This is a genomic window from Paenibacillus sp. FSL W7-1088 (genome assembly GCF_037969855.1).
Lineage (GTDB): Bacteria > Bacillota > Bacilli > Paenibacillales > Paenibacillaceae > Paenibacillus.
In genome coordinates, this window is the sequence record NZ_CP150216.1 from 5,564,273 (window position 1) to 5,577,756 (window position 13,484).

A 13,484-nucleotide genomic window follows, 5' to 3' on the forward strand; every position below is an offset into this window, starting at 1 on the left:
CTAATCAGGGTAAAAAAGAAACGCCCGTCAAACCAGGACAGACGTTTCCATGTCTACTTTATAATTCAGGTTATTTTTGATTTGCAGCTTTCCATTCGTCGTACTGCTTTTGCGCTTCTGCAATCACTTTATCCAGACCTGCCGCTTTCAACTTCTCGATCGCTTTCGGCAGATGCTCATCCGGATCAACAGCTCCCGTCATGATGGATGGGTAGAATTCCTTCACGATGGCGGAGATGGAAGCCACTTCCGTCTTCACCGGGTCAGGATTGAAGTTGAAGCCAAAGCTTGGAGCAACCTTCGCGGAATTGTTGAATTCCTTGAACGCTTCCCACTTATCTGCTGGATCTTCCTTGTGCATGTAGGTCAGGAACAGGTTACCCAGTGCAAAGCCAGGCATTTGGAATCCGTCCTTCATTGCTGGCAGATCCTCAATGACATTATCTGAAATCTTATTGTAATGTGTTCCTTCAATGCCGTAGTTGATCAGGTTACGCAGATATGGATCGGTATTGAGCAAGTTCAGGAACATCATGGCCCGTTCCGGGTTCTTGGAGTTCGCCGAGATTGCATGCATAGCGCCTGTTGCCGAGCCAGTAAAAATAACCGGATCCTGCATCGGTGTAGTCACGATATCATAGCCCGCACTTCTGGACCATCCCAGTTCGGCGTACGGCTGCGTCTGTTCACGGTCAACAAACCATTTGCCTGTTTTGATGTTGTCGATGCCTTCCAACGTTGCTACATCCTTGCGCAGATAACCAGCCTGATAGTATTTACGGATGGTTTTTAACGAGCTTTTCAGCTCTTCGGATTCCAGCACATTAACGTATTTACCGGTGTCACCATTCATGTTGATACCCACCGGGAATTCGTCACCGAGCAGGAAGTCGAACGCCAGATAAGGCTTAAAGCCCTTCGGAACAGCCAGCGGAGTAATGTCGGCTGGTTCATTGTCCTTGATTTGCTTCAGGTAAGGCTCCAGATCTTCTAATGTACGAATCTTGCTGATGTCCATGTTGTATTTATCAACGTACTGCTTGTTGAAGCGCCATACCCATTGCGAAGCCAACTCTTTGTTCACTGGCACAGCATAGTTTTGGCCATCGATCTGCGATCCTGTGAGGAATCGTGGATCAAGCTGCTCTTTAATGCCCTGACCATACTTATCCAACAAATCATTGATTGGCAGGAATGCTCCTCTGGTGGCATTTGGCAGATAGTCATAAGCCCAGGAAGAGGTGAAAGCGATATCATAATTTTCGCCCGAAGCGGTAATGACTGGCATACGTTTGGAATAATCACCCCAGTCAATCATCGTGATGTCGACAGTTGTATTTATTTTCTCCATTAAGTATTTGTTCATTTCTTCCTGCACCATTGGCAGATCGCGCTGTGGACCACCAATCAGATATACCTTGAGCTTCACTGTGTCCTTATCGCCGGATTCTCCCCCGGATGCCGCATTCCCGCTTGTATCATTGGTATTACTGCCACCGCAACCTGCTAGAACAGTAGAAAAAGCAAGCAGTAAAGTAACCATGAGCAGAGCGATTTTTCTTGTCTTCATGTGTATCCCCCTTATCAATGTTATTGTTACTGCCCTTTGAGGGCAGGCACAACCAGACTTATTCTTTGACCGAACCAATGGTCAGGCCTTGTATAAAATACTTTTGGAAAAACGGATACGCCAGCGCAACCGGCAGTGTAGCCAAGACAACCATCGCCATGCGGACGGTCTCCGTTGGCAGTGTCGAGGCAATGTCGTAGGACACGACCCGGCTGCTGTTTTGCACAACAAAATCCATATTGTTCTGTATTCGAATCAGCAATGTCTGGAGTGGAATCAAATTCGCATTGTCGATGTAGAGCAGCGCATTGAACCAGTCATTCCAGAATCCTAACGTACTGAACAATCCAATAGTCGCGATGCCCGGCAACGAAATCGGCAGTACGATGCGCGTATAGATACCGAACTCAGTAGCTCCGTCGATTTTGGCCGACTCAATAACCGCATCCGGCACAGTGGTCGTAAAAAATGTACGCATAACGATAATGTAAAAAGCGTTCATGATTGACGGCAGGATCAGTGCCCAGATCGAATCCCGCAAGTGCAGCACCTGCGTAACCACGATGTAACTGGGAACGAGACCGCCGGAAAATAGCATGGTGAAGAAGGCCAAAAAGCTGAAAAACCGACGCTGCGCAAAATTTTTGCGCGAGATGGCATACGCATACGTGGTGACCAAATACAGTGTTAGCGCGGTTCCGACAACCGTCACCGTTAAGGTAACCCCAAACGATTGGGCCATCTGCTGCCCGGATTCCATAAGGAATCGATAGGCATCCAGCGTCCAGACTTCAGGGAATAACTTAAAGCCATTGATCGCCAGCGTCTTCTCATCGGTAAATGAGATGATCACGATGAACAGAAACGGAAAGATACAAGATAAGGCAAACAGACCGATAGCTATATTAAAAATCACATTGGATAACGGCGAAATGGCATTCAGATCTCTCGATTTCTTTCCGGTCCTCCTCGTATGGGCAGATGCCCGCTTTACCGGTTCGCTTAAATTACTCATGGAAGCACCCCCTTGCCGCAGCCTAGAATACGGCATAATCCTTTTCAATTTTACGCACAGCATAATTTGCCAGCAGGACAAGAATCAAACCGACAACCGATTGATACAATCCTGTAGCTGTACTCATTCCTGTATCACCCATAATGGTCAAGCCGCGGTATACAAACGTGTCGATGACATTGGTGACCGGATACAGCGCACCAGAGTCCCGCGGAACCTGATAGAACAGTCCAAAGTCGGAACGGAAGATCCCGCCGATCGCCAGAATGGTGAGGATGATCATTAGCGGTCTGAGCAGTGGCAGCGTTATGTACCGGATCTGTTTCCACTTCGTAGCACCGTCGATCATCGCTGCCTCATAATAAGAACGATCGATACCTGCGATTGCCGCCAGATATACTACACTGCCATAACCTGCACCTTTCCACAGGCCGAGCAGAATGAGAAAATACGGCCAATACCCTGTCTCACTGTACCAACTAACCGGATCTCCACCAAAATAGGTAATGATCTGGTTGAACACACCCTTTTCCACACTCAGAAACGAGAAGACGAAATAACTGATAATAACCCAAGACAGGAAATAAGGCATAAACATCGCGGTCTGGTAAATCTTCGCCAGCCGTTTGTTCAACAGTTCGTTCATGATGATCGCAAGCGTCACCGCGAGTACCAGCCCGAGAAAGATCAGACCCAGGTTATACAGAATGGTATTACGTGTGATGATATAGGCGTCACTGGTGGAGAACAGAAACTCAAAGTTCTTGAACCCGACCCATTCGCTTTTTAGAACGCTTTCAAGAAATCCGCCCGGATGAATCCGGAAGTCCTTAAAAGCAATAATCGTTCCGAACATTGGCAAATAGGCAAAAATGATAAACCAAGCTGCTCCCGGCAGTACCAGCAGAAGAAACGCCTTGTTCTTCATCAGACTTTTGAAGATGCCCTGCACGGCTGTCCCTCCTTATAATCTCGTTCATTATTGCTTTAGCTGCATCCAGCATTAATCCCCTATAATCAACACTGGATCTAAGCCCTTTTGGTGCTTTGGATTTCCTCGTTCACTCCTACTTCCATTATGCAAGCGCTACCAATTTTGAGATAGTTGAAAAACCCAATAAATTGATGGATTAATTAAAGATCGTACATTCATTCCATAACAAAAAAGACACCCCCACATGGGGAGTATCTTCATTCAGCCGGAGCCCCGGCTTACTTTTTCATGTAGATTGAGCGCAGCTCCGTAGGAGAAACGCCAGCATATTTCTTAAACTGTCTGTAGAAATAAGTAGAGTCCCAATAACCCACCTCGCCCGCTATTTCTGCCGTCTTTTTGTCCGAATATAACAGCAAATGAGTGGCACGCTCGATTCGGTACTGGTTCACATAATCAGAAAAGGTGGTACCGACCTCTTGCTGGAACAATTGGCCGAGGTAGTTCGGATGAAGCTCCAGCCTCTGACTGAGCGTCTTAAGTGACAGCTCATCCTGATAGTGATTTTTCACCACCTCCAGCACAGACATGATATGCGGGCTGTACGTTTTCTCGGCGGTATGATATGTATCCAGCGTGCGATGAACAACCTTTCTGACCAATTGTTTCAGTTTGCTGAGCGTATGAATTCTGGACAGGGGCCCGAAGATGTCCCCATAGTCAGGCGTTTTCTCCAGTTCCTTGGCGGCCAGCATAAGCTGGATCGCTGAGTTGAAGAACGGTGTTCTCGGGAGGCAGGGTTCATTACCCTCAACAATGAAGAATTCGTCGATGAACCGGTCCACCTCAGGACCTTCTCCATCCCGCAGCAGCTTGTGGAACTGCTCCATCGCAGGCCCTGGCTTCTCTTGATACTCATTGACAGCTTCTTCGTTCTCCACTTGCATGATGAAGGTATCGCAATCCATAAACAAATGATTCTGAAGCCACAGCTTTACGGACTTGCAGCTCTTAGGAAAACCCAGATAGGTCGACTCGGATTGACCCATGATCCCCCATACACGTGCACCTGTGTCCTCGGCGACCGCTTGCTTCATCCTGGTGAGTGCCTGAATCTGCCATTCAGCACTACTTTCCGTACCGGCTGAAACGAACAGCAGCATGATGTCTCCTTCCTGATCGGGAAAGCAGATAACACCACAGCCATCCGGGAGGCCTTTGTTTCCAATCTGCTCACACTGCTCAGCAATTCCCGGCAGATACATCTGGGGATCATCTCCCTTGTCATCCCCTACAATCCGCAGCGAAGCCGCACAATATGTGGACTTGTTCATCGGAATCTCAAGCATCTGCGCACGCTCACGGAACTCTTTGGCGTCAATGGTCTCGTTCGCCCAGCGCTGCAAAATATTGTTGCGCAGAATCCTCCAGCTCTGATCCATTTGAATCTGGCGCATCTCTTCGTGCTCCCAATCCCGCTGCATATGCTTGATGGTCGCTTCCAGTTCATCCATATTGACTGGCTTGAGCAGGTAGTTCTCGACGCCCAGCGAGATGCCCTCCCGCACATATTTGAATTCTTCGTAACCGCTCAAAATAATGAATTTGGTATATGGATTGTGCGCTTTCGTCTCCCGGATCAATTCAAGTCCGGTCATTTGTGGCATCATGATATCCGTAATAATCAGATCGACAGGAACCTCGTCCATCATTGCTAGCGCTTCCAACCCATTGCATGCCGTTCCGGCAATCTGCATGTTATTCTGATCCCAATCAATGATGGCTTGCATTCCTTTCACAATAAGCGGCTCATCATCGACCAACATTACACTTCTCATCCCGTTTCCTCCCTTGTAACTGGAATGCTGATGGTCACCTCACATCCTTCGCCCTCCACACTGTTCAGGTGCAGTCCATAATCACTGCCATAATTCAGACGTATGCGGTCGTGCACGTTCTTAAGACCCAAAGATCGGTCAGATGTCTCAGCAGCTTCATCACCCTTATGCAACCCATGCTGCAGTTCAAGCAATCTCTCTGCGGACATCCCCTTTCCGTTATCCTTCACACGGATGTGAATCACGCCGTTCTCTTCTTCGGCTGTGATGGAGATCCGGTTATCCTCATCATTCGTACGAAAACCATGCACAATGTAATTCTCAATAATCGGCTGGACAAGCAACTTGACGACCATGCTTCCCGCCGCTGCATTCTCGATATGGGTCTCCACGTGCAGCTTGTCCTCATACCGATATTGGACCAAAGCCAGGTACATGCCGCACAGCTCTATTTCCTCCGCCAAAGTTACATGGGTCTGCTTTTTGATCAAATGACGGAACATCGTGGCGAGAATATAAATCATCTGCCCAACATCCCTGGCTCCCATACTGATGGCTTTCATGCGGATGCTTTCCAGCGTATTGTACAGAAAATGGGGATTGATCTGGGCTTGCAAAGCGACAAGCTGCGCGTTCTTTTGCTTGATCTCTGACACATATACCGTTTCTATGTAAGACTCCAGCCGATCACACATATGATTAAATCTCTGCGAAATCTGCTGCAGCTCATCTTCCCCCTCCATCTCGATACGTTTACTTAGATCCCCCTCCTGCCAGCGACGCATGTAAAGCACGAGTCTGTGAATTTTTTTGGAATAACGGCGGATGATGGTGAACGTCACCGCGATGCTAATCATGATGCACAGAATCACAATCCCAATGAGGCTGAAACGAATCGCCTGAAGGCTCTGTTTGATGTGCGACTCCGGAATAATAGAAGCCACGACCATGCCCGTATTCCCGATATTCAGCAGCTGCACCTTGGAGCGCTCCTCCAGATCCACCCAATCCTCCGGCAAATTCATCTTCCCCCAGTATGGGTAGACGGTGTTGTCATACTTGCCCTGCGAATCGAAAATCACCTCACCTTCCCCGGTCATCAGCATGATCCGACTGTTCTTGCCGCCCGGTCTGTCTCGAAGAAGCCCTTTGATACGGTCTGTATTCAGCTCAAACATAATTGCTCCGTACTGCTTCAATGTCACGGAGTCCTTGAGCACATTCGCGTAGCTATATGGAGTAGGCTCATCATCCATTTTCCCTTCGAAAAGCGGTTCGCTGCCCATGTACTGCCAAGGTGCACTCCTCAGCCGCTGGAACCAGTCCTGATGCCCTGCAGACAGCTTGGGATGATCGTAAAAGTGCTGGGTCTCCCGATTAAGAACATAGAAGAAATCCTGATCCGTGCTGTATAAGACGACATTTGCAATCGAAGCCTCATCCTTTAACAGCAGACGTAATTGATAATCGAAGTTCCCTCGCTCCGTGCGGTAGCTGTAAGCATATTGATTCAGACGCCAATTGAGAAAATCCTCGTATTCATGAGTCAAAAAATACTTCAGATCATCGCCGATCATGGCGTCGGTATAAATCTGCTGCACGGCACTATACAGCCGTTCGTACTGCTGATTCAGGTTGATGCTGACAATATCCAGCTCCTGCAAACTCGCATCCATTTGTTCCTGTACCACTCGCTGTTCATAGTAGCGGTAGGCCAATACCGCGATGCTGATGAACAACAGGACCATCACCATGGAATAAAACAGCAGAATTTTGTTGAACATTTTTTTCTTCAAGTAGTTCTTATACATGGTTCGTATCCTGGACATTCGCGCCTGAACACCTCCTCCAGACCCATTTCCAACTCAGTGTATCACCGTTTGGTTAAATTCGACAATCACCAGCGCATAGAACCAGTAATCCATATTATGATTTGTCAAAATTGAATGGAAGCGCTATAATGGGCGCATTCCCCTATAAAAGTTATGTAATACATACTCGCTTTGGATGCTCTCTATATATGAATCACTCCCCGATAAAATGAACTGGGGGTTTTTATGATGTTTCTTACTGAAAACAAACTACAAGCACGTATTCATGAATTATCCGAGCTCCGTTACCGGGATCGTCTGCCTTTAAATCATTTTCTCGCCTGCGAAGACCGCAGGGAAGAGATCAACCCGGTCCTGCCTGGAGACGATAGCCATTGGAAGCCTATGCATACAGGAGAAAGTTGGTCCGGTCGAGATCTCTATTTGTGGCTGCGTACAAAAGTCGAGTTCCCTGCCTCCTGGGAAGATAAACGGATTGTCGGCCTGTTTGATTTCGGCGATACCGGGGGTGGTAACAATTCCGGCTTTGAATCCCTGTTCTACTGGGATGGCAAGCCGTTTCAAGGCGTGGATTCCAACCACAAGGAAGTGTTCTTTCCAGCCTCTGCCGCAGGCAGCACCAACGAGCTGGTCTTCCGCTTATGGTCCGGTCTGGAAGGTGGCGGTCAGCCCCGCAACCAGACGCATACGTTCAGACAAGCAGAACTGTGCTGGCTGGATGAAGCTGTTGATGATCTTGTATTTACAGGGTCAGCAATTCTGGAAACGGTCAACATTCTGGATGCCCATGCACCGGAGCGCACAAAGCTGCTTCATGCACTCCAGCAGTCCTTCCGACTGATTGACTGGTCGCAGCCTAAGTCCGATGTCTTCTATTCCTCTGTGCACGAGGCAAGGGATGACTTGAGCACCCGACTAAGTGCGATGGACAAAGCCTCTGATGTGACCGTTACTTGTATCGGCCATACTCATATTGACGTTGCCTGGCTGTGGCGGTTGAAGCACACGCGCGAGAAATGCGCCCGCTCCTTCTCTACGGTCATGCGTCTGATGGAGATGTTCCCGGAGTATGTTTTCCTTCAGACACAGCCGCAATTGTACGAATATGTGAAAGAGGACTACCCGGAACTGTACGAATCCATCAAGGAACGTGTCGCTGAAGGTCGCTGGGAAGCGGGCGGTGGCATGTGGCTGGAGGCTGACTGCAACCTGACCTCGGGTGAATCCCTGGTCCGACAATTGCTGATTGGCACTCGTTTTCTCAAAGAAGAATTCGGGACGGATTGCCGATATCTATGGTTGCCCGATGTTTTCGGCTACAGCTGGTCCTTGCCGCAAATTCTGAAAAAATCCGGCATTCATACGTTCATGACAACCAAAATCAGCTGGAACCAATACAACCGCATGCCATTCGATACATTCCACTGGCGCGGCATTGACGGCTCAGAGGTGCTGACCCACTTCATTACTACACCCGAGCCTTGGTCCGAGCCAGGTTCATGGTTCTATACCTATAACGGGAAAATCATTCCGAAGACGGTCAAAGGCATCTGGGATGCCTACCGCGATAAGGAGATGAACCAGGATCTGCTGCTGTCGTACGGATACGGAGATGGCGGGGGCGGCGTTAACCGCGAAATGCTGGAGATGAGACGACGGCTGGATCAACTGCCCGGATTGCCCAAGGTCAAGACAGGACGTGCAGATGATTATTTTGAGAAGCTGCAGGAGACGGTGGAGAAAACCGATTCGTACATCCATACATGGGATGGCGAACTGTATCTGGAGTATCATCGCGGAACGTATACCAGTCAGGCGTACAACAAACGGATGAACCGCAAGCTTGAGCTGGCTTACCGCGAAGCGGAATGGCTGAATGCATTGCAAAGTATTGTGCACAATGACTGGAATCTGTATCAAGCGAAGTCTCTGACTGCGGGTTGGAAAATCATTTTGCGCAACCAGTTCCATGACATCATTCCTGGTTCCTCCATCACTGAGGTGTATGAGGATAGCCGAATTGAATATGCAGAAGCTGAGCAGATTGGCAGTCACGTGGACACGCAGGCTCGGATGGCTATCGCTGGCAGCGGAGGATCTCCGCATACGTACACCATTTGGAACTCTTCCCCATGGGTCGTTACAGAAATCGTGAGCATTCCTGCGGCATCAGGTGAATTGGAAATAGGAACTTGGCTGAGCGATTCCGGAGAGATCCTGAACGCTCAATACCAGGATGCACGTTGGTCCGTCGAGGTGAATAATATTCCTTCGCTGGGGTATACCACCATTCACTTCCAGAGCAGTACGGTAAACGACATCCCTGAGCAATCGCCATTCATCCACACAGTCAATGGAATGGAGACACCGTTCTATCTGCTCGAGTGGAATGAGAATGGGCAGTTGACTCGCCTTTACGATAAAGAGTCACACCGTGAGGTGCTTGCCAAAGGCGCCAGAGGCAATGTGCTTCAGGTGTTCGAGGACAAACCGCTTGCCCACGAGGCCTGGGATATTGATATCTTCTATCAGGAGGATATGCGAGAGATTACGAAATGCACCAGCATTGAAGTCGTAGAGACTGGACCACTTCAGGCCGTGATTCGCTTTGCTTGGGAATACCTTGGCTCCATCATTACGCAGAGCATGACTGTATATACCGGGCATCGACGAATCGATTACGCCACTGAGGTGGATTGGCATGAACAGCAGCAACTGCTGAAAGTTGCCTTTCCTGTCGGCATCCGCTCTACGGAAGCCACCTACGATATTCAGTTCGGTAACGTTAAACGGCCGACGCACTGGAACACAAGTTGGGACTGGGCGCGTTTCGAATCCGTTGGCCATCAATGGGCTGATCTGTCCGACAGAGGTTATGGCGTCAGTTTGCTGAACGATTCCAAGTACGGTTATGACATTAAAGACAACGTCATGCGGCTGACCCTGATCAAGAGCGCGACGCACCCTGATCCACATGCCGATCAGGGACTGCACAGCTTCACCTATGCTCTTCTTCCGCATCAGGGAGATTGGCTCGTTGGCGGAACCGTGCAGCAGGCCTGGCTTCTGAATGCTCCAGCTCGATATACACAGGGATTATCAGAGCAGCCAAGTCGCTCCATGCTCACCTTGTCCGGCAGCACAGCCATGATCTCGGCAGTTAAGAAGGCGGAGGATTCCGATCGTGTCATCGTACGCGTTCATGATTATTCCGGCAGCATGAATACGCTTGAACTGACAAGCGATCTACGGATTCATGCGTGGAGAGAATGCAATCTTATGGAAGTGCCGGAGGGCGAACTCCTGTATGATACACCGATAACTTTTGCTCTTGAACCTTATGAAATCAAGACGTTTGAGATTGATCTGAGAGTATAATCGTATAAATGCAGCATCTTAACCAAAGAAACCAGCAAGTCCCCAGATGATGGGCGACCTGCTGGTTTTTTTGTGTCAATCGTTAGGATAGGAGCTTTCTGGAGCGCTTATAAAGCATTCTGAACTGGAAGCAAGTTCGATGCACCATCATTGTGATTTTATTTATTTTACCGTCTCCAATGTATATCGATTGCGTGGAATCTCAAGACCCAGATTACCGCGCAGTGTCTCATGCTCATACTCGGTACGGAACAGGCCGCGCTCTTGTAAGACAGGTACGACCAGATCCACGAAGTCCGCGAGTCCGTTCGGCACAACGGTACGAATGTTGAAACCGTCCGCAGCTCCGCCTTCGAACCACTCCTGAATCTGATCAGCGATCTTTTCCGGTGTACCGATGAAGGATGTGCGGGGCGTTGATGCAAGCAATGCCACTTGGCGGAGGGTCAGTCCCTGTTCTCGGGCCTGCTGCTTGATCTTGTCTGTTGTACTGCGGAAGGTGTTACTGCCCAAATCACCAATCTCCGGGAAAGGCTCATCCAATGAGAATTGGGCGAAGTCATAATGATCGAAGTAACGTCCCAAATAATTCAGTGCATGGTCAATATCGACCAACTCCGCGATTTCCTGATACTTGCGCTCCGCTTCTTCCTCCGTTCTGCCCACAATGGGACCGATGCCAGGGAAGATCAGGATATCTTCTGCCTTACGACCATAAGCCACCGCTCTTGCCTTCACATCCGAATAGAACTCCTGGGCTTCCTCCAACGTCTCGTGCCCCGTGTATATAGCATCGGCCGATCGGGCCGCCAGATCCTTGCCGGATTCGGAAGAACCTGCCTGGAAAACGACAGGATGTCCCTGGTTCGAGCGTGCCACATTGAGTGGACCTTGGACAGAAAAGTGATCTCCCTTGTGGTTCAGCGTATGCAGTTTGGATGGGTCGAAGAAAACACCGTTCTCTTTATCCCCGATAAACGCGTCATCCTCCCAGGAATCCCATAGCCCTTTAACCACATTCAGATGTTCTTCTGCAATTTCGTAGCGCAGCGCGTGGTTCGGATGTTCACCTTTGCCAAAGTTCAGCGCCGAGCCTTCCAGAGGTGAAGTAACCACATTCCATCCGGCTCTCCCTCCGCTTAATTGATCCAACGAGGCAAATTGTCTTGCCACTGTGAATGGTTCACTATAGGAAGTAGACAATGTAGCAACCAACCCAATGTGGGAAGTTGCCCCAGCGAGTGCGGATAGAAGCGTCAGAGGTTCGAAGCGATTGAGAAAATGAGGATTGGACTTCTCGTTGATAAAGAGACCATCTGCAATAAAGAGCAGATCGAATTTCCCTTCCTCCGCCTTAATCGCCTGCTTCTTGTAGAAATCCAGATTTACGCTGGCATTGATCGGAATATCCGGGTGTCGCCAAAAAGAAATGCTATTTCCGACTCCATTCAAGTTTGCTCCCAATCTCAATCGTCGTTGTGACATATGAATTCCTCCCTATGGTGTGGTGATGAACAATTAATTCAGTCCGAGTACCTTTTTTCTCTGAGAGCCGTTTCTTCATTCCTCATTTCGTTATGCTTTTTGCGCCTGCATCTGCTGCTGCCATACCCAATCCCGGTTTATTCGCCTGGTTCCTTTCGCTTGCCCGGACTGTCCAGGCTGCTCCCAGAAGGACAATGCCTGTCAGGAGAAAAACAAAAGGAATCCCCGTCCATCCGCCGAGAAAACCGCCGAGTAACGGGCCGAGTACAATACCGAATTGATTCGCAGTCTGACTCAGACTGACAGCCCTCCCCCGGAAATCCCGGTCAGCATATTGGATGATTAACGCATTCAAGGCCGGATACACGGCAGCAAAGAACAGGCCATAGACAAATCGCAGACTTCCAAAATAAATGAGGTTAACCGCCGTTAGTTGCAGTAAACTGCCAATGCCACCGCCCAGCAGGCCGATAAACAGCGTTTTCTCGTATCCAATTTTTCCGCCAATTCTTCCCCAGCGCGGCCCCATGATTACCGTTGCCACGCCGATGGCCGAGAAAACGATTCCTGCACTAAGTGTTGCAGTATTGACATCTCCACCAATCTGGACCACATAAAGCGTCAGTACAGGTTCAATAATGAGCACGGAAGTTGAAACGAGCAAAATCAAACCATAGATCCGCATTAATCCCGGAGTGGAGGCTGCTTTTTTTAGATCACCCAGAATACTTGTGCGAACCACAGTGCGGGGACCGCGGGCTTCTTTTACCCATATCACCATCACAGCCGAGAGCAGCGTAATGATTCCCGAGGCGATAAAGCATCCGCGCAGCCCGATCCAATGGCTTAGTACTCCACCCACAAGTGGTCCCAGAATTCCTCCGGCAGCCGTGGATGTGGAGATGACACCAAGCGCATAACCTACATGCTTTTCCGGAGTATTGGTGCCAACCAACGTAATGGATGCAGGATTGAAGCCGGCCATGAGTCCCTGAAATATCCGCACAGCGATAAACGTGTAAGGATCATAAACGAAATAGTTAGCCAGGTGAGCAATGGCGAGACCAACGCCTGAACGAATCAGCATCAGTTTGCTGCCGTATCTGTCAGCCAGCGATCCCCAGAAGGGAGCACATAGTCCGCTAATCAGAAAGCTAATCGAGATCGAAATGCCGGACCAGACTTCCAATCCACTCTGAATACCGAGATCATTTTGCAGAAACAGCGGAAAGAACGGCACAGACAAGGTGTAAGCCATATGATTGAAAAATAGGCCAAACCACAGAATATACAGATTTCGCTTCCAATGCGGCATCTTGGCATTCTCCATACTATATAATTCCTATATAAAAAGTAGGTTATTATCCATATTAGGATACCGTAACTGGAAAGTATAATAGAAAAGTTCAATAGACCCATTCAAGAATTAAAT

General features: G+C 48.9%; 8 protein-coding genes. 1 reads left to right on the forward strand and 7 read right to left on the reverse strand.

Annotated features, from left to right (window positions below; all coding sequences use genetic code 11):
- Nucleotides 1-70 precede the first annotated feature (70 nt).
- From MKY42_RS25095 to MKY42_RS25115, 5 genes are all read right to left on the reverse strand, one after another.
- The gene (locus tag MKY42_RS25095) at nucleotides 71-1,570 is read right to left on the reverse strand and encodes an ABC transporter substrate-binding protein (protein WP_339845579.1); all 1,500 of its coding nucleotides are present in this window, start codon (nucleotides 1,568-1,570) and stop codon (nucleotides 71-73) included.
- A 58-nt stretch (nucleotides 1,571-1,628) separates the two neighbouring features.
- Nucleotides 1,629-2,585 carry a carbohydrate ABC transporter permease gene (locus MKY42_RS25100; protein WP_064635967.1) on the reverse strand — a complete coding sequence of 319 codons (957 nt, stop codon included), beginning with the start codon at nucleotides 2,583-2,585 and terminating at the stop codon, nucleotides 1,629-1,631.
- Nucleotides 2,586-2,607: 22 nt separating this feature from the next.
- Nucleotides 2,608-3,537: a sugar ABC transporter permease gene (locus tag MKY42_RS25105; protein WP_063565309.1), complete on the reverse strand. Its 930-nt coding sequence runs from the start codon at nucleotides 3,535-3,537 to the stop codon at nucleotides 2,608-2,610.
- 260 nt (nucleotides 3,538-3,797) lie between these two features.
- A complete protein-coding gene (locus MKY42_RS25110; RefSeq protein WP_339845582.1) occupies nucleotides 3,798-5,357 on the reverse strand; it encodes a response regulator transcription factor in 1,560 nt (519 codons plus the stop codon).
- The gene (locus MKY42_RS25115; protein ID WP_339845584.1) at nucleotides 5,354-7,168 is read right to left on the reverse strand and encodes a sensor histidine kinase; all 1,815 of its coding nucleotides are present in this window, start codon (nucleotides 7,166-7,168) and stop codon (nucleotides 5,354-5,356) included. Before MKY42_RS25115 ends, MKY42_RS25110 begins: the two co-directional genes overlap by 4 nt.
- 249 nt (nucleotides 7,169-7,417) lie before the next feature.
- Here MKY42_RS25115 and MKY42_RS25120 point away from each other — a divergent pair, with 249 nt between their 5' ends.
- Nucleotides 7,418-10,567, forward strand: coding sequence for an alpha-mannosidase (locus MKY42_RS25120; protein ID WP_339853074.1), 3,150 nt, complete (start codon nucleotides 7,418-7,420; stop codon nucleotides 10,565-10,567).
- 162 nt (nucleotides 10,568-10,729) lie between these two features.
- Here MKY42_RS25120 and MKY42_RS25125 read toward each other — a convergent pair whose 3' ends face one another.
- Both MKY42_RS25125 and MKY42_RS25130 read right to left on the reverse strand, forming a co-directional pair.
- Complete coding sequence (locus tag MKY42_RS25125; protein WP_339845586.1) at nucleotides 10,730-12,052, reverse strand: LLM class flavin-dependent oxidoreductase; 1,323 nt, start codon at nucleotides 12,050-12,052, stop codon at nucleotides 10,730-10,732.
- A gap of 82 nt (nucleotides 12,053-12,134) precedes the next feature.
- Nucleotides 12,135-13,382 (reverse strand): MFS transporter, encoded by a 1,248-nt coding sequence (locus tag MKY42_RS25130; protein ID WP_256222351.1) that lies wholly within the window; start codon nucleotides 13,380-13,382, stop codon nucleotides 12,135-12,137.
- Nucleotides 13,383-13,484 lie beyond the last annotated feature (102 nt).